Source organism: Niallia sp. FSL W8-0177 (assembly GCF_038006285.1).
Lineage (GTDB): Bacteria > Bacillota > Bacilli > Bacillales > Cytobacillaceae > Niallia > Niallia circulans_A.
In genome coordinates this window covers 4,829,484-4,848,711 of record NZ_JBBOUX010000001.1, presented here as the reverse complement: position 1 = coordinate 4,848,711, position 19,228 = coordinate 4,829,484, and the positions used below count along the sequence as shown (strand labels likewise).

The following is a 19,228-nucleotide window of genomic DNA, read 5'->3' as shown; positions in this document are numbered from 1 at the left end:
TTTAAAAATAGGAAAGAAGGAAAGCTGAAAAATCAACTTTCCTATTTCCAATTATACATTCTCTCCATTAGAGGCTATAACCTCTTTATACCAATCAAAGCTTTTTTTCTTTGATCGCTCTAATGTTCCGTTCCCTTCGTTATCTTTATCTACATAAATATAGCCATAGCGTTTTTTCATTTCACCAGTAGAGGCACTTACAATATCAATTGGCCCCCAGCTCGTATATCCGATCATTTCTACACCATCCTCTATGGCCTCAGACATTTCTAACACATGCTTTCGTAGATAATCTATCCGATAATCATCCTTTACCTCTCCATCTTCCGAAGGAATGTCGACAGCACCTAACCCATTTTCTACTACAAATAGTGGCTTTTGATAGCGATCATACAATTGATTTGCAGTGATACGGAAACCTTTAGGATCAATCGTCCAACCCCATTCCGACTTTTCCAAGTATGGATTTTCAATAGAACCAAACACATTGCCCGAAGTCTGCTTATTGACCTCTGGATTTGTACTTGTCGTACGACTTGCATAATAACTAAAGCCTATATAGTCAACCGTATACTTCTCTAATAACGCTTCATCCTGCTCTTCCATTTCAATCTTTAAATTCTTATCTCGGAAAAACCTTTTCGCATAGCCAGGATATTTCCCACGAGATTGAACGTCTATGAAAAAGAAAGAATCTCTATCTTTTTCCATTGCATCCAAGACATCATCTGGATTACAGGAATATGGATATGTTTGACCCGCCGCCAGCATGCAGCCAATTTTCATATCAGGATTAATCTCATGTCCAGCCTTTACAGCTAAGCTGCTAGCAACCAATTGATGATGGGCTGCTTGATATTTCACTTGAAGCTTATCTTCTCCTTCTTCAAATACCAAACCTGCTCCAACAAACGGTAAATGTAAAAGCATATTGATTTCATTAAAGGTCATCCAATATTTCACTTTATCCTTATATCGCTCAAATAAGGTAGTTGCATATTTTTCAAAGAAATCGACTAATTTACGATTTTTCCAGCTGCCATAATTCTTTACTAAATTTATTGGTACATCAAAATGAGCAATGGTTACGACTGGCTCGATTCCATATTTTAAGAGCTCATCGAAAACATTATCATAAAATTTCAATCCCGCTTCATTTGGAGTAGCGTCATCTCCGTTTGGAAAAATTCTTGCCCATGAAATTGATAAGCGCAATGCTTTAAATCCCATTTCTGCAAATAAAGCAATATCTTCTTTATAACGATGATAAAAATCAATCGCTTCATGTGAAGGGTAAAATTCTCCTTCAAGTGGTTGATAGGAAGGAAGCTTCCCCATCATAATTTCAAATCTTTTATCACCAGTTGGTAATAAATCAACAGTAGTTAACCCCTTTCCATCCTCTAAATAGGCTCCTTCTGCTTGATTAGCGGCAATTGCACCGCCCCATAAAAAACCTTTTGGAAATGCCATAATGTCTCATCCTTTCTCCTAATTCTTGCTTATTTTTACTTAGTTTCGAGGTGGAATAAAGAATCTCCTTGTTGAATCTGTTTTTTATCTGTCATCTCTAAATGAAACTCTCTATAATTTGTAATCACAATTGGTGTTGTTAAAAGCTTGCCTGAATTTGCTATTTCATCCATATCAAATTCAATAAGTAATTGTCCTTTTTTCACTAACTCACCTTGTGTAGTGTGTACAATAAAATGTTTGCCTTCTAATTGAACAGTATCCATTCCGATATGAATCAAAATATCTGCACCAGTATCTGTTGTAATCCCAATTGCATGTTTCGTCGGAAATAAAGCAGAAACCGTCCCATCAGCAGGAGCATATAATTTCCCTTCACTTGGTTCAATAGCGATACCATGGCCAAGTGCACCAGATGCGAATGCTTCATCTTTTACTTCTGATAAAGGTTTTACCTCTCCCTTTAGAGGGCTTAGCACTTCCTCTTTTTCTACCTTTGTTGCTGCTACTTGGTTCGATGCTGTAGTATTTCCTGTTGAATTTTGTCCTTTGTTAATGCCGCCAAAGAACAATGTCAATAAGAACGCTACGATAAAGCCAACTGTGATGGAAATAACTGCTCCCCATAAGTTCATATTGATTCCCTCAGGTGTAATATAAGAAGGAAGACCAAAAATTCCAAGACCGCCAACGATATAACCCTTTATATCTGTTAACCCGGCAATAGCACCACCAATACTTGCAGCAATACAACTAATAATAAATGGTTTCTTTAAAGGTAAGGTAATTCCATAAATAGCTGGCTCCGTTACACCAAAGATACCGGAAATAAACGCTGGATAACTCAATGTTTTTAACTTTTGATTTTTTGTCTTGATCAAAATTGCAAGAACTGCCCCAATCTGTGCAAAAGACGCTGCGAAGACAGGAGATAAAATCGTATCATAGCCAAGTGTCGCTACATTGTTGATAGAAATTGGTACTAATCCCCAATGAAGACCGAAAATAACAATCACTTGCCAGAATCCACCTAACAATAATCCTGCAATAACGGGGCTTAAATTATATAAGTATAAAGATCCTTGACCAATTAATGTACTTGCCCATGTTGCAATCGGGCCAATAACAAGAAATGTAACTGGAACTACAATCACTAATGTAAATAATGGCACAATAAATGTTTTCACTACATCTGGAATTACACTTCTTAGCCATTTCTCTACTTTAGATGCAAAGAATGTCGATAAAATAATTGGGATAACCGAAGACGAATAACTCATTAAAATTACTGGTATCCCTAAAAACGTAACATGGACTGGCGATTCAAATAATGTACCTCCAAACAAAGTATATAATGGATCACCTGTCGTTAAAGTGGATAAGGTTGGATAAACTAATGCAGCCCCTATCGCCATTCCAATAAACGGTGTTCCACCAAATTTTTTAATCGCTGTATATCCTAAGAAAATTGGTAAGAAATAAAATAGTGCGTCACCTGTGGCATTTAGAATTTGATAAGTACCAGATGATTCCGTTAACAATTTTGTTGATAGAAATAGTGCATTAAACCCTTTAATCATCCCTGAAGCTGCTAAAATACCAAGAACTGGCGTAAAAATACTTGAGATCATGTCGATAAATCGATTGAAAAGTGAACCTTTAGGACCTTCCTCTTCCTCTACAGGCTGTTGGTTTTGGAAACCCCCTACTGAAACAACTGCTTTGTATACATCGGGAACATGGTTGCCGATAACGACTTGATATTGACCGCCGCTTTTCATGACAGTTACAACATCATCCATATTTTTTAGGACTTCTGTATTCGCTTTACTTTCATCTTTAAGCTTAAAGCGAAGACGTGTAATACAGTGCACAACACTGGAAACGTTTTCTTTTCCACCTACATTGGCAATAATATCCTTTGCTAATTGCTCATATTTCATTTTTTTACCCTTCCTTCAGCTATGGAATTTGGTTTTTACAAATAAAAAAACCTGACCTGACTAAAATACACGCAAAACAATAGCATGTTCTTCTAGTCAGTTCAGGTTATGCCCACTTAAGGTAACATTCCTTCACGGAACTTTTAAGTTTTGTTATTTGATATCTGTAATTTATCACGTCTTGCAAAATATGTCAACGCTTTCTTTTTAGAAAAGTTAATTTTTTATTCCCTACTTAAATGCCATTCCAATCCATCTTTCAAATTTTATACTTCTCTTTGCTTAATCTCTTTTTTATTGTGTCCTTGACATAGTGCCGGTTTAGATGTGCCTCTTCTTTTCCTACACTTTCGATAATTTTTTCACGGCGTTATGCATCAAGCTTTTAAACTTATTTGATTATGAAGTGTTTTTCTAACAGCTCCTAATCCCTGTATGAATTGTTTAAAAAACAGCTCTACTTTGTCTCCTAACCCTATTGCATATAAATTGCTACCAAATATTCGCTCATTTGATAGAATTGGCTGTAAGTAATTTCCTACTGAGCCAGGGCTGCCAAACTTTATTTTTTTTATTTGCTTTTGTAATTCCTCTAACAAAGGGTCAGGACTTAACGACATTTCCTTACCACCATCATTAATCCCCATCAAATATCGACACCAGGCAGCAATCGTTAGTGGGATAAAGTGTAAATCCTCAACATCCAAATCATCTCTTTTTACATATAATTTAATTGTTTCTCCAAAACGAATAGCTAGTTTTTGAGAGGTGTCAGCTGCTATTCTCTGCGGTGTATCTGGATTGTTTGGGTTGGGGAAACGTACTTCTATTACTTCCTTTATAAACTGCATTGGATGAATAATTCCGGGATCAGTTACGACTTTCATCCCCTCTTCATAGCCTATTTTCTCTACTAAACTTTTAAGATCGTTGTCTTTCATTTCATCCGCAATGGAAGTATATCCTAGTAAACAGCCAAATATAGCCAATGCTGTATGAAGAGGATTCAAACACGTACATACCTTCATTCTTTCAATTTGATCCACTGTATCTCTATTTGTAAAGAATACACCTACTTCTTCTAATGATGGTCTTCCATTTGGAAAACAATCCTCCATAACCAAATATTCACTTTCTTCGGTATTCACAAATGGAGCAATAGTGGGAGCATTTTCTCTTATCTTAATCAATTCTGTACTTCCATAACCAAGGTCAGATAACTTTTCTTTTACTGCAACAGAAGGAAGTGGCGTAATCTTATCTATCATGGTCCATGGGAAAGCAATTTTTGTTTGATCTGTTAGATATTCAATAAATCCTTTGTCCACAACCCCTCTTTTTTGCCAATAAGCAGCAACCGTGAGAATAGCATCTTTCAGCTTATCTCCATTATGGGAGAAATTATCTGTGCTAACTAATGCTAAAGGTATCTTTCCAGCCTTATATCGCTCATTCAACAGCGAAGTTAACATAACCATCGTATGTTTTGGTTGATAAAGTCCTTGTTCTAATTCTTTTATTATAGTTGGTTGAAGATTTCCTTTTATATCTCTTAATTCATACCCTTTTTCTGTAATCGATAAAGTAATGAATTGTAAGGATGAAGTTGTAAATATCTCTATCAGACGCTGCCACGAATAATTATTACTATAGGCAGCTATACTTTCCGCCACACTTGCAATGACTTCCATATCTAGCGTACCGTTACTTTTCATTACTACATTTAGACTTAAGTTATCATATGGATGGTAAATTTTTTCGATTAATCCATCATCCATGGTAGATACAACGATTATTCCTTTTTTCGTTTTTTGTTTTTCAATTAAATGCTGCTGTAATACCGAATGAAAAGCTCTAAATAAATTCCCACCCCCTATATGTAACCAAATAGGCTCTTTCTTTGTCTCTTCCCATATTCCTCTATAATCATAATTAGGTGTTTTTATTCCTATTCTTGAAAAACTATCTTTCTTGGATTGAATAGCCTCTCTATCTAGTAATAACAACATTCTTCGCCTTCTTTATTTTTATTTGCATCGATTCAGTAATCCATTTTTAACTGAAAATCAAAATAACGCTGAGCATTATAATAAGATATATCTTGAACAATTTGCCCGAGCCATTCTATATCATTTGGGTACTCTCCATTTTCCACCCAATTCCCTATTAGATTACATAGAATTCTTCTAAAATAATCATGACGGCTATAAGATAAAAAACTGCGTGAATCTGTCAACATTCCAATAAATCTCGATAATAGCCCTTGGTTCCCAAGTGTTTTCATTTGTGCTACCATACCTTCGATATGATCATTAAACCACCAGCCAGATCCGAATTGTACTTTGGATGGAATTCCACCTTCTTGGAAATTCCCAGCCATCGTTGCTAAAACTTCATTAGCATTCGGATTTAATCCATACAGAATGGTCTTAGGGAGGTTGTCATCTCGATCCAGCTCATCTAATAATTTCGCTAATGGAATAGCAATAGGACTATCTTGCATCGAATCACAGCCTATATTTGCACCAATTGATTGAAATAAACGAGAGTTCGCACTTCTTAATGCTCCGATATGATATTGCATCACCCATCCTCTTTGGCTATATGCTTTACCAAGGCTAACAAGTAAACTAGTCAAAAACTGATTATTTTCTTTTTGAGTAATAGCCTCACCAGTCAACGCTTTTTTTACAATCATATTTAACTCTTCCATTGTTGCTGGTTCATATACAACCATTTCTAAACTATGGTCAGACAATTTGCAGCCAATCCCATGAAAATACTCTATCCTATGATCTATTGCCTCCATCAAAGTGCTATAACTCGTTATTTCCACTCCTGTAAGATTGCTTAGTTTTCCAACATATTCTGCCCAATAATTGCTTTGAATTGCCATTAGGTGATCTGGACGAAATGCTGGTAAAACAGTTGTCGAAAAAGTTTTGTCTTCCTGTAATAACTTATGAAAAACTAAATCATCAATCGGATCATCTGTAGTACCAATAAGAGCTACATTTGACCTTTCAATTAAGCTTCTTGCTGAAAAATCTGGACTCTGTATTTTGCGATTACAAATTTCCCATATTTCCTTTGCTGACGTTTTTTTTAGAATTGCTTCCACTCCAAAATATTGTTTTAACTCTAAATGCGTCCAATGATAAAGTGGATTTCCAATTAACCTTTCTACGGTCTCAGCCCATTTCTCAAACTTACTGTAATCATCTGCATCTCCAGTTATATAGAATTCATCTATGCCATTAGCACGCATGGCACGCCATTTATAATGGTCCCCTTCTAGCCACAGCTCTGTAATATTTTCATACCTTCGATTCTCATAAATTTCCTTTGGCTCTAAATGACAATGATAATCATAGATTGGCATTGTTGCCGCATAATCATGAAATAATTTTTTCGCTGTTTCTGTCTGTAATAAAAAATCTTTATCCATAAAACCCTTCATTTTGTTATCCTCCTCTTAATTAATCTTCACTTGTGTTAAAGCCTCATCTGTCTTTCCACCCCAAAGCTTTTCATAGGAATAACCTGTTAAAGATTCGACCACTTTCTTCGTTTTTGGATCTACATCCTTTTTTAAACCGTTGTTCTTTAAACGTTCAATTTCCTCTACAAGAACACCATGCGTTTCTTTATTTAATTTAAAGGTGAATGCTGTAATTAATGAAATAAAAAGCAGAAGACCTACCCCAATAATCATGATAGACATTATAGTATGAACAGCACTCTGTGGCTGCGTTGCCGAGCCTTGTACAAATCCCCCTGCCTCTAAGATGGCTCCAACTAAAAAGGTGGCAAGCGCTACAGAAGACTTTCTAAAGAACGTCATTACAGAAGCAAAAATTCCTTCTCTTCTTTTCCTCGTAATCATTTCATCTACATCTGGAATAAATGGAAAGACATTCCAAGGAATGAATTCCAGCATACTTCTTCCAATTTGATAAAAGAAGGAAATAACCCCTAACACTAGGATTAAATTACTAGGATGATATAAATAAACCGCCCCATATCCTAATAAACATAAAATCATGGTAGAATACGATATTTTAAATAAATTTGCTGGTCCAATTTTAATCATTAAAAATCCATAAAGAATAGCTCCAGGGAGCCCAATAATACTAAATGAAAGTAGATTCGCTGCTACAGTGGAAGTACTATTTAAAGCGTATACACAAAAGAATACAAATACTGCGTTAAAAGCATCTTTCGCTGTCATCGAACAAATATAAATTAATAAATGTTTACGAAAGCTTTTCACCCTGAAAGTGGAAGCAAAATCCACAAACGTTTGTATCACTACCTTTAAACCATTTTTTCGTTCTTTCTTCTGGCTCATCAGTATCTGTAATTCTTCAGGCGAAACTTCTCGTTCCCATGTAGAACGGAAAGAAATATACACACATATAGCAAAAACAACTGCAAAAAAAGCACCATTAATGAAGAAAGCAAGGGAATTATCTTGTCCTAAAATACTAAAGAGCTGTCCAGGTATAAATGTTGCTAAAAAGGTTCCAAGTCCTGAGATAAACATTCTAGCAGTTGATAATTTCGTTCGTTTATTAAAGTCAGTTGTCATTTCAGAAGGGAGTGTTTCCCATGGAATTAAAACCATCGCTGCAATAATTTCAAATGCTAAATAAGTAAGGAGATAATATAAATAATTCATTCCCGAAGTCCAGAGTAATACATATACAAGCATAAGTGGTGAACCAATCAATAAGAAAAATCTTCGCCGTCCAAATTTTCTTCCTAACTTAAATTTTAAAAAGTTATCTGAAAAGCTTCCCATAAATAAACTGACGACTGCATCTACTATACGAGCAATCGCAATAATAGAAGCACCTTCAACTGGCGTCAAACCAGCATAACTTGTATAAAAGAACAAAAGCCATGCGCCTATAATGGTAAAAGCCCCTCCACCCATCATGTCTGTTAAGCCGTATCCAATACTCCTTGCAAGCGTAACGTCTTTTTGTTTTTTTCCCATTTCTAACGCCTCCTATTTTTATTATCAATACGAACATAGGTAAAACGTTTTCATTTATCTGAAAGCATAATAGGAAAAAAGAAAGTATCAGGAACCTCTCCTTTTCCTATTATCTTTTCTTTATATTTTTTGCATTTTCTCTTTTGTTAAAATTTTGTTTGTATCCCAAGCTCCTAATAAGTACATTACCCCTAACCCGCGATCATATAACCCATATCCCGGCCTGCATACTTCATCCCAAATATGTCTCCCATGATCTGGTCGAACATACCCACAGAAACCGTTTTCATATAATCCATTAACAATTTCAGTAATAGGTACAGATCCATCCTCCACATGATGAGAAGTTTCTATAAAACTACCATCTTCAAAACGTTTAACATTTCTAATATGGGCAAAAGGGATTCTCTTAGTGAATGATTTCACAATATCAACTAAGTCATTACTTGAATTTGCTCCAAGTGAGCCGGAGCAAAAAGTTAAACAGTTAGCTGGACTGTCTACACTAGTTAAAATCCGTTCGATATCTTCTCTGTTTTTGACAATCCGCGGCAACCCAAAGATAGAAAAAGGCGGATCATCCGGATGAATAGCCATTTTAATTCCATATTGCTCTGCAACAGGAGTAATTTCTTCTAGAAAATACACCAAATTATCGAACAAATCCACTTCTGATACATCTTTATATAAAGTAAATAAATGCTGTAAATCTTTTAGTCTCTCTGGTTCCCATCCAGGCAGCGTTAACTCTTTTGTATTTTCTTCCATGTTTTTTACTACTTGCTCAGGTGTAAGAGAAATGACTTTTGTAGCATCAAAATACAATGCCGTACTGCCATCTTCTGTTTCTTTAAATAAATCTGTACGCAGCCAATCAAAGACAGGCATAAAGTTATAACATACTACTTTTACGCCAAATTGACTAAGATTCTTTAATGTTTGTTTATATGCATCAATATATTGCTGTCTGGAATTTAATCCTAGTTTTATATCTTCGTGAATATTAACGCTTTCAACAACATCTGTATGAAAGCCATACTCCTTTGCCTGATTTACTACTTCCGCAATACGCTCCACTGGCCAAACTTCTCCAACTGGTACATCATGCAGAGCCCACACTAGCCCTTTAACCCCTGGAATTTGGCGTATTTGTTTTAAAGTGATGGTGTCATTCCCTTCTCCATACCATCGAAACGTCATTTGCATATTTTGTTTTCCTCCTTTGTCGCACCATCATACTTTTTCCATTAGTATTGCTGCGGATAAAAATATTCAGGAAACTCTTGTAATAAAACACCTTTTTCAGAAAGCATTAATCTCATATGATCAGACATTAATTGTTCTGCTTTTGTCCGATTTCCTTCTAAGATTGCTTCATAAATTTCTTTATGATGACTAATTAATATTTCCCAGTCTAAATCCTTTATGTCTTTTAATCTTAATAAGCGAAATCTATTCAAATGGCCAGCCATATCTTGAATCATTTTCCAAGTTCGCTCTTTGCCACAGCAAATAAAAAGTTCCTTATGAAAACTTTCATCCAAATCGAAGAATTTTTCTTTTTCCTGTTTTCCTACTTCATTGCTTGCCAGCATTTCCTGCATCTTTAAGTTCATTTCTAACTTCAGGGAAATTTCATCAGTTATATTCTCACAACATAGACCAACGATATTTGTCTCAATTATCTCACGAACAAAGCGCGCTTCTTCGGCAAGGCTAAGGTTAATTAGAGAGACAAATGTACCACTCTGCGGAACAATCGTTAATAACTCTTCTTGCGCTAATCTTATAAATGCTTCTCTAATAGGTGTTCTACTGACTTGCAATTCATCTGACATGATTTTTTCACTGATCTTTGTACCAGGTATAAGCTTTAATTTTAAAATTTCATCTTTCAATTGGTTATAAGCAAATACTTTCGCACTATTATTTGACATGAGGGACCCTCTTCTCCTTTTTATATTTTTTTAGTATATAAAAAGGAGGGGGAAATGTCATTCCTTTTCATTAATTTCAATAATCGCCTCCTCCAAAACATATTAATATACTAATATGGTAGTTATGAGTACATTATAACTTCATTTCTTTTGGAATACAATTCAAAAATAGTACTAAAATGTGACAATTGCATTAACAACTTTTGCAATTTATTTACACTTTTATTAGAATTAATGAATTATTATGGGAATACTTAATAATTATTGATGCTTTTAAGGAGGAATGAAATGCTAATACAGAAGAGGAGAGCGTGAAACCAATACGATGAAAAAAGTAAAAAGAAGTATTTATAAAAATTCCTTTATTTATATTGAAAAAGAAGAAGCGTGGTTAAAGGAAAGTATAATCTTTAGACATAAGGATACTTCTTTCTGATTAAATTTTGTGTGGTAACTTAATTTCATCAGAAGTTGTCCTTATTTTTATTGTAAAAATAATCAAAACCGATGAAATTTTACTTGTCGTAAAATTTCACCGGTTTTTCCATCTTAGAGATGTTTTTGTCCCAGTCTCGTATACACATCACGTACCTAAAGGTTTCCGGAAAAAAGAAGGTATTTCCTGTTACGAAGACTAAATTCACGTTTAATATGGTTCAAACTTAGATATAGTTTCTGACGCAATATTAGTACCTATTTCCATACACTCTTGCAAACTCCTATCATTGTAAATTCCTGAAATAAAGCCAGATATATAGGAATCTCCTGCACCGACAGTATTAACAATGTGAGAAGTCTTTGCTTTTTCATAAGTAAACGAATTGCCATCATAAGCTAAACTGCCATCTTCCCCTAACATCGCTATTACAACACCATTCTTTGTTTTTGATTGAGTGATTTTCAGAAATTCTTTGATTCTTTCATCCTTCTTTTCATATGAAAAGAAGGAATAATTCATGTACGGGAGAATTTTATCATTTAATTCATCATCTAACCTCTTTGAAAAATCATGAATCCAAATCTTATTTTGATCATAAATTGAATCTAAATATCTATAAATCTTTGAACGCTTTTCTGAGTAGATAATACTAGAATTCTCTATAATTTTAGAGATAGATCCAGGTAGTTTAAAATCAGCTAATACGTTTTCATAGAAAGACTCGTGAAATCTATCATTATTGATAAGTTTCATCTTTGCCATAGCAGTTGGCTCATCTTTGTTGTATGAATTGCTAATATCGACGCCGTTCTCTTGTAAGGTCTTTTTTATGAATTCACCAAATATATCATTACTAAAAACAGTTATTAAAGAAACATCTATACCTTGTTTCTTTAAGTTGATCGCAAAGTCAACAGCATTTCCTGTAGCGTAAAAAGTTTTCTCTTTTAAATAAATATCTACACAGTTATCACCTATTGCCAATACCTTTTCCTGTTTCTTCATTTTATTCACCCAATAATTGAATAAAATATTTTCTATTTTTTATTCCATCAAATTCTGCGAAATAGATGTCCTGAGCATGACCTAGAACCAGCTTTCGATTTTTTATTGGTAATACACAATTATTGCCCACAATCATCTGTTTTAAATGCCCCGGTGAATTTCCACTCGTCGTGCCATAAGACATTAAAAAATGTGCGTGAGTATAAGGAGAATCTACTGGGACTATAGTATCCAAAAAGTCAAGGATATCCGTTTCTACGCATTCCAAACTTTCATTTATTGTAATTCCGCAAGTCGTATGAGAGCAAATAATAAACACAACACCATTTTCAATCGAACTATTAGAGACTGCTTTTTTTACTTCTTCGGTGATTTTGATTAATTGTGTTTCCATATCAGAACAAAGATGTTTAATCAGTAGCTCTGTTTTCATCAATATCCCCCTTTTCCCCCAAGAATCGCATAGCATTTTTATAAAGAACCTTTGAGCGAGTTTTTTCAGACATATATACTTTCTCTAGGCCGCGCAAAATTCTAATGGGTCTAAATCTAGGAGTATTAGAGCCAAACATTACTTTATCCGGAAAGTTATGATCTAACCAGTATTTCCCCATGTCTCTTGTGAACACCTGTTCAAAGAACAGCTCAGGACTATCCATGTAAAGCATTGATGTATCAGTGTAAACATTAGGGTATTTTACGAGTAGTATCGCTGTTTCTTTTACAAATGGCCACCCAAAATGAGCTAAGCACATTCTTAACTTGGGGTACTTAATTGCAATTCTTTCAAATCTAAAAGGATGAGCAAACTCGGATATCGAATTTTTATCCCAGGAAAAACCCGCGTGAAACATGATAGGCTTATCATATTGCAAACATTTTTCATATATGGGGTAATAATCTGGATGATCAGGTGAAAATTGTTGTTTCGCTGGGTTAAGTTTTAAACCACTCAAACCAAGTGTGCCAAAAGCATGCTCCAATACTTCTAGAGCATCAGCTCTATTCGGATCAACACTTGCAAAACCGATAAATCTTTCTGGTCTTAAATAAACCAGCTTCTTAATTTCATCATTAGAAATAAGGGTATCACCTGTTGTTGTCGTTGTGTCTAAAGGAAGTAATATTGTTTTACTGATTTTCGCAAGATCATTTTGCTTATCTATGACAGTGAGATCTGATGGACTCATCAAGCCTAGACCCATTTCCTTCATTCTAAAATTCAGACGTTCTTCACTCTCACTAATAGGGCTATACAGGGAAGGATGGGCGTGTACGTCAATTATAGTCATTGCTTTGCCTCATTGTTATTATCTTCTAGCCATTTTATCGTCTTAATTAAGGCTTTCTCTGGTTCTAAGAAGTACCTTCGATCAAGAAACTCAAGACCAAGGCACCCCTGATAACTTGTTGATGCTATTTTCTCCAGTGCATGTTGCATATTTAAGCTTCCATCGCCTGGCACTAAATGTCCACCAGGATTACCATCTACAAAATGGACGTGATGCAGATTGTCACCTAATGTATCAATGAAACTGTCAATCGATTCCTCACCTGTTGAAGCGACTACATCGATATCTATAAGTCCCTTTAATGCATGACTCCCCACCTCTTCAATCATTTTTACAATATGTGAAGAAGTATTAAATACATGTGTTGAATACTTTGTAAATGCTTCAAGAACTAAAGTGACTCCTTCGTTTTCCGCCGCTTTAGAAATAGCTTCTAAAGATTGTCTACACCATTCCCATTGCTGAATAATAGGTATATCAAGATATGCAATACCTGTTGTTACCAACACTTTTTTACAATCTAATACTGTAGCTGCTTCAATATGTCTCTTAAAAAAATCAATACTATTCTGTCTGTATTGTTTATCGGGGTGACTTATGCTAATTGGATAGACAGCTTGTTCTGGAGTTAAACAATCCACTTTCAGATTCCTATAATCAATTTTTTTCTTCAGCTCCTTAATGTCGTTCAAAGTAAAATAATCAAGATGAAAATGAGGACCTGAAGCCCATAATTCAATATATTTAAAACCTAACTCACTTACAGAATCCAAAAAATAATCAATCGTGTATCTCTTAAAGTGATAATTACCAGGTGCTATTCTATCTATCTTCATAAATACACTCCCTTTATAGAATAATACTTCCTAAAATTGTGGCTACAATTACTGATATTATAGTGTTTATTAATCCAGGAACCATAAAGCTGTGGTTAAGGACATACTTACCAATCTTTGTAGTACCCGCTGTATCAAAGGATATTGCTGCTAACGTTTGAGCTGAAACAGGTAGAAAATAGTTCGCGTTAACCGCCATCCATGCACCTATTATTATTGCTGGAGGTAGATTTAATCCTATGGCAATAGGAATCATGATGAGCGTTGTCGCTCCTTGGCTTGTTATCAAGGCAGCTACTGCGAATACAACAACTGCAAATAGCCATGGATATCTGTTGACAATTTGAGCTACATTCTCTTCGACAAATTCCTGATGTGCTAATATAAAAGTATTACTCATCCAAGCTAAACCAAAAGCACAAACTATAGCTAAAGCACCTGCTTTAAAGATAGAGCCACTTAAGATTTCTTCAATTTTCGGCTTACATACTATTATTATTAGAGCTGCACAGGTCAACATGATAATCTCAATAGTATATGGCATTGATAATGGAGTAACTTTTCCCTCAATTACCCAAGAAGGTCGTAAACCTGTAAATAATCCCAAAACAATAACAGAAACCACAGCAAGTAAGAAAATTAAAACAGACCATTTTTGAGAATTCGCTATATCCTTAATTTCTTTCCTCTCAAACTTCTTGATAAAACCTTCTTCCAACCGTCTTATATATTCAGGATCTTGGTGAAGTTCTTTGCCCTTTTTTATTGTTAGAACAGAACTTGCTATTACTCCAATAAGAGTTGCTGGAATCGTTATCATTAATAATTTTGAAAAAGATACATCAATAGTTGCCATAAAACCAATCATGGCTGCCGTTGCTGCTGACATAGGTGAACATGTTATGGCTTGTTGAGATGAAATGATACTATTAGAAATTGGTCGTTCTGGTCTAATACGGTTATCTATTGATAATTCATTCATTACTGGCAGTAAACTATATACAACGTGACCTGTTCCAGATAAGAAAGTGAATATCCAAGCCACTATTGGTGCTATTATAGTAATATTGCTCGGGGATTTTCTCAGTATCTTTTCAGCTATGATCACTAGATAATCCAACCCTTTGGAGGACTGTAAGGCCGAAGCGGCTAAGACGACCCCCAATATAATGAGCATAACATCGATTGGCGGACTAGCAGGTTGCATACCGAATACAAAGACAAATATCCCCACGCCAACTCCACCCAACAATCCCATAAAGACATTACCTACTCTAGAGCCAAAATAAATCAGTACAATTATTAGTATCAATTGTATCCAAAACATCGGAATCCCTCCCGCCTCATTGTAAGCACTTTCATTTATTGCTAAGCAAGTAAGAATTTTAAACTCTTACTTGCTTACCATATCCGAATGCACCTTCGATTTTGCAAATTTCAGCTGCAAACTTTGAACCCTTTTTCATTGCATTCTGTATTACTTCAAAGGTTAGATCGTCATCTTTAAACCTAAATGAACCATTTGATTGATCTAACAATTCAATGAGGAAGGCGGTTAAATAAGCATCTCCTGCTCCCATAGTATCAACAACGTCTTCATCTATAATTGCTGGTTGATATATAAAATCACCTTTATATAACGCGTATGAACCATTCTCCCCCACAGTGCCGACTATAAGATCGGCTCCAAGCTCTTCAGCCTTTTTCATTTCCCTTTCTCTTTCAGAACTTGTTAAATGACTGCAAGAGAGGAAGGCTATATCTATATAGGGGCATACTTCCTTCAAATATTCGTCATTCCATCGGACAGAAAAATCAAAAGATATTGGAATATCTAGAGATTTTAAAGTCTTCAGTTCTGATTCAATATAGCTATTTAGGCTTGTATGAATTAGGGAAAATTCACTTATATAAGAAATCACCTGATTAGTAAGTTCCCATTTTTTTTCTTTGGCGACACCGCCTTTATTAGAGCCTAAAAACACTCTTTCATTCTTATCTAGTTTTACCTTCGCATACCCATTCTCACCACTATAAGTTTTAGAGTAAGAATAATCTATTTGAAGTTCATCCAAAACAGCTTTAATATATTCAGCAACATCATCGTCGCCAAATTTCCCAATGTAAGCAGATTTAATATTATTCATTTTGGCATATACACTGAAATTCAGAGCATTTCCTCCCGGGTACATCTTTCCTTCCAAGACATATTTATCGACTACATTATCCCCTATACCAATAACTTTATATTTTCGCATATGGGGCCTCTCTTAATATTCTACTTTCCACATATATCTTCTTGTTGAAAGCGGATGCTCTCGAACTGTTGCTAGTGCCTCATTATAAACAGGATACACATTATTAAATAATAAGTGGTTAAAGTAATCAATTACATCAGCATCAATAGTAGATAATCCTAACTCTTTAGCATCCAATACTTCAATACGTCTCGCATATTTCTTTAAGAACGTAAGTGCACGCTCATCAAGAGCCCGTGTACTTCCTTCGGAAACCTGGATGACAAACGGAATTTCAGCATCTGCAATTTCAAAAGGTCCATGGAAGAACTCTCCTGTATGAATTGTAGATGAATTAATCCACTGCATCTCCATAAAGATACAAATACTTTGTAAATAAGCAGCTCCATAACTTGCTCCACTTGCCAAAGTATATATAACATTGTCATCTTTATGCTCATCAGCAAATCTTTTTGCACGCTTTTCAACATGTTTGCGTGCATTTTTTACGATAAGATCAATCTTTTGACGACCATCCATAAATTTTTCGTAATATGGGTAACCTTCCACTTGATTCAGAAGTTCGACAGCTGTCAGTAAAGCTTGCATTGTTTTTTCTTCAGCTATATCTTTGTCTGGACCAAAAGTATAATCAACAATATAGTCTGCTTCTTTTGTTATAGGTGAATCAGATATCCAAGTTAGGGCAATAACTGGTACTCCTTTTTCCTTTCCAATTGCAGCTGCTTTAACAGTCTCAGGTGTATTCCCTTTATGCGATGCAACTACAAGAACAGAGTTTTTTCCAAATGCTTTTGGAAGGTTGTGTACAAACTCATTACTAGAATATAGCCCCACTTTAATTTCCTTGGACTCTTTCTCTAAAAATGCTTTAGCTGGGTAAAAAGCAGCGTAAGATCCTCCGCATGCAACGTAATAAACTTCCTTAACACCCCCATCTTCCTTTTTATCACTAATAATCTTTCTGATAATCTCTTTAATATTCATTATGACTCCTCCTATCCTAATTTGTATTGCTTTGTATATTTCGATTATAATACAAAGCAATACAAATTGCAACAGCGCTTTCATATTTATTTTCACTCTCTTATTTGTTATAATTTAAAAAACAAAACGAGCTAATGAGGGATTATAATTATGGATATTAATGAATCAATACCAAAATATGAGCAGTTGAGAATGAAAATACTGAATGATATTGAGAGAGGCATTTTGAAGAAGGGAGATAAAATTCCCACTGAAAATGAATTAAGTAAAAATAATCAAATTAGCCGGGTAACTGTAAGAAAAGCTCTAGACTCCCTAACAGAAGAAGGTTATCTGATCAGAATTCCAGGTAAAGGAACTTTTATAACTGAAAACAAGCTATTAAAAGACATTGGTAATACAATAGGATTTAGCGAAAATACTAGAATGCAAGGAAAAAAACCTGGTGCGAGGGTAATTGAAAATAAAATAATTGACTTAGAAGAAGAAGAGCAAAACGTATTCGGTACTCTTGGTAATACAAAACAAATTAGTATTGTCAGAGTTAGAACTGCTGATGACATCCCTGTTTCAGTTGAATATTCTCGATTTCCAATGGACTTCGATTATCTACTAACTGAAGACTTAAATAACACCTCACTTTATGACATCATAAAAGAGAAGAGTAACATTAAATTTGGTAACTCTAGAAAGGCAATTCAGATTGTAAGTGCCTCTTTTGAAGAAGCCATGTATCTGAACGTAAAGGAAGGCCATCCTGTCTTATGTATAGAAAGTTTGGTAAAAGATATTAAAGGTAGCACAATTCATTCCTCAAAACAAATTATGCTCGGGGACAAATTTACATTAATTGTTTAAAAAGGGCTTCCAAGACGATTATCCTTGTAAGCCCTTTTCCCAATTAATGTATAAGAAAAAATAATGCCACTGTTGATAATACATAAATTAACAATAACACGCCTATCTTTAGTAATTCACTAAGTTCATTTTTTTCACATGCATTTTTAAAGTCCATAATAACACTCCCTTATTCACTAATATTTTTTTTGATAAAGCTCCTTTTTGATGGAGAGGCTTCAAACTAGATACTATAGCTAAAATTCATCCTTGGCTACAAACAAATAATAACAGGTACATACCCTTTTGGGTCATTATATACACCCATCAAGTCAGATATAATAACTTGGCAAAAGGGTACGTATCACAGAATTTATTACCTAGATGAACCAACAACTGATCTAACTACTTTCTTTTTCTATGCGACTGCTAAGCTACATGAAGAAGTGGGCTGCATAGCGAATTTCCTAAACGACAGTGATTATAATTTACAAAATATTAAGAATTTGACTGATCTACCAGCTAAAACATCCTGCTGCATAGACGCTGCTTCACTAATTACTCTTTATAAATTCTTCACTGCTTTCTCCATTTCCGTTTCACCAGAGACTAAATCAAATGATTTATTAAACACATTTTTTTCTTTTATAGAAGCCATTATTGTCGCTGCTACATCTTCTCTTGGGATCACTCCTCTTTCTAGATTCTCAGCAGCTGCAACCAAACCAGTACCAGCTTCATTTGTTAATCCGCCCGGACGAATAATGGTATAGGTTAATCCACTCTCCATAAGAATGCGATCAGCATAGTGTTTTGCTACATAATATGGCTTAATTTGTTCATTCCAGTTTTCTCGATGATGCGCCTGCAACGCACTAACCATTACAAACCGTTCTACCCCTGCATTCTTTGTTGCCTCCATCATTTTCACAGCACCATCAAGATCAATCAATAATGTTTTATCATATCCCGTTTTCCCACCTGAACCTGCTGTGAATACGACGGCATCACAACCTTTCACTGCAGACTCTAGCTGTTCCACCGTTTCTTCCAAATTACCTAAAGCAGTTTCTATTCCGACTTTGTCAAAAGCTTTCTGCTGTTCTGACGTTCTTACCAATGCTCTAACAGAAAACTCATTACTTTCGTGTAATAATGTCACAAGCTGTTTACCTATTTGCCCGTTTGCTCCAACCACTAATACTTTCACAGCACTGAC

General features: G+C 35.0%; 16 protein-coding genes. 1 reads left to right on the top strand and 15 read right to left on the bottom strand.

Annotation, left to right across the window (positions count from 1 at the left end):
• Positions 1-51: 51 nt before the first annotated feature.
• The 14 genes from NST77_RS23725 to NST77_RS23660 all read right to left on the bottom strand — a co-directional run bounded on the left by NST77_RS23725 (position 52) and on the right by NST77_RS23660 (position 17,172).
• A complete protein-coding gene (locus NST77_RS23725; RefSeq protein ID WP_095333041.1) occupies positions 52-1,473 on the bottom strand; it encodes a 6-phospho-beta-glucosidase in 1,422 nt (473 codons plus the stop codon).
• A 35-nt stretch (positions 1,474-1,508) separates the two neighbouring features.
• Positions 1,509-3,416: a beta-glucoside-specific PTS transporter subunit IIABC gene (locus NST77_RS23720; protein WP_095333039.1), complete on the bottom strand. Its 1,908-nt coding sequence runs from the start codon at positions 3,414-3,416 to the stop codon at positions 1,509-1,511.
• 377 nt (positions 3,417-3,793) lie between these two features.
• Positions 3,794-5,425, bottom strand: a complete 1,632-nt coding sequence (locus tag NST77_RS23715; RefSeq protein ID WP_341123670.1) for a mannitol dehydrogenase family protein — start codon at positions 5,423-5,425, stop codon at positions 3,794-3,796.
• Positions 5,426-5,457: 32 nt separating this feature from the next.
• Positions 5,458-6,876, bottom strand: a complete 1,419-nt coding sequence (gene uxaC, locus NST77_RS23710) for a glucuronate isomerase (protein ID WP_095333037.1) — start codon at positions 6,874-6,876, stop codon at positions 5,458-5,460.
• Between the two features lie 15 nt (positions 6,877-6,891).
• Entirely contained in the window at positions 6,892-8,418 is a 1,527-nt protein-coding gene (locus NST77_RS23705; protein ID WP_095333035.1) for an MFS transporter, read from the bottom strand.
• Positions 8,419-8,538: 120 nt separating this feature from the next.
• Complete coding sequence (gene uxuA / locus NST77_RS23700) at positions 8,539-9,624, bottom strand: mannonate dehydratase (RefSeq protein ID WP_341123669.1); 1,086 nt, start codon at positions 9,622-9,624, stop codon at positions 8,539-8,541.
• A 41-nt stretch (positions 9,625-9,665) separates the two neighbouring features.
• Positions 9,666-10,355 carry a GntR family transcriptional regulator gene (locus tag NST77_RS23695; RefSeq protein WP_095333031.1) on the bottom strand — a complete coding sequence of 230 codons (690 nt, stop codon included), beginning with the start codon at positions 10,353-10,355 and terminating at the stop codon, positions 9,666-9,668.
• Positions 10,356-11,001: 646 nt separating this feature from the next.
• Positions 11,002-11,799, bottom strand: coding sequence for a PfkB family carbohydrate kinase (locus NST77_RS23690; protein ID WP_095333029.1), 798 nt, complete (start codon positions 11,797-11,799; stop codon positions 11,002-11,004).
• A gap of 1 nt (position 11,800) precedes the next feature.
• Positions 11,801-12,232, bottom strand: a complete 432-nt coding sequence (locus tag NST77_RS23685) for a secondary thiamine-phosphate synthase enzyme YjbQ (protein ID WP_095333027.1) — start codon at positions 12,230-12,232, stop codon at positions 11,801-11,803.
• Positions 12,210-13,091, bottom strand: coding sequence for an amidohydrolase family protein (locus NST77_RS23680; protein ID WP_095333025.1), 882 nt, complete (start codon positions 13,089-13,091; stop codon positions 12,210-12,212). Before NST77_RS23680 ends, NST77_RS23685 begins: the two co-directional genes overlap by 23 nt.
• Positions 13,088-13,927 carry a sugar phosphate isomerase/epimerase family protein gene (locus NST77_RS23675; RefSeq protein ID WP_095333023.1) on the bottom strand — a complete coding sequence of 280 codons (840 nt, stop codon included), beginning with the start codon at positions 13,925-13,927 and terminating at the stop codon, positions 13,088-13,090. The genes NST77_RS23680 and NST77_RS23675 overlap by 4 nt, the downstream gene beginning before the upstream one ends.
• Before the next feature lie 13 nt (positions 13,928-13,940).
• Positions 13,941-15,254, bottom strand: a complete 1,314-nt coding sequence (locus tag NST77_RS23670; RefSeq protein WP_095333021.1) for an anaerobic C4-dicarboxylate transporter family protein — start codon at positions 15,252-15,254, stop codon at positions 13,941-13,943.
• Between the two features lie 58 nt (positions 15,255-15,312).
• Positions 15,313-16,185, bottom strand: coding sequence for a fructoselysine 6-kinase (locus NST77_RS23665; protein ID WP_095333019.1), 873 nt, complete (start codon positions 16,183-16,185; stop codon positions 15,313-15,315).
• Positions 16,186-16,197: 12 nt separating this feature from the next.
• Positions 16,198-17,172: an SIS domain-containing protein gene (locus NST77_RS23660; protein WP_095333017.1), complete on the bottom strand. Its 975-nt coding sequence runs from the start codon at positions 17,170-17,172 to the stop codon at positions 16,198-16,200.
• Between the two features lie 150 nt (positions 17,173-17,322).
• Between NST77_RS23660 and NST77_RS23655 the strand changes: the two genes are divergently transcribed.
• Positions 17,323-18,030, top strand: a complete 708-nt coding sequence (locus tag NST77_RS23655) for a GntR family transcriptional regulator (RefSeq protein ID WP_217279800.1) — start codon at positions 17,323-17,325, stop codon at positions 18,028-18,030.
• 544 nt (positions 18,031-18,574) lie between these two features.
• Here NST77_RS23655 and NST77_RS23650 read toward each other — a convergent pair.
• Positions 18,575-19,219, bottom strand: a complete 645-nt coding sequence (locus NST77_RS23650) for an SDR family oxidoreductase (protein WP_095333013.1) — start codon at positions 19,217-19,219, stop codon at positions 18,575-18,577.
• Between the last annotated feature and the right edge of the window lie 9 nt (positions 19,220-19,228).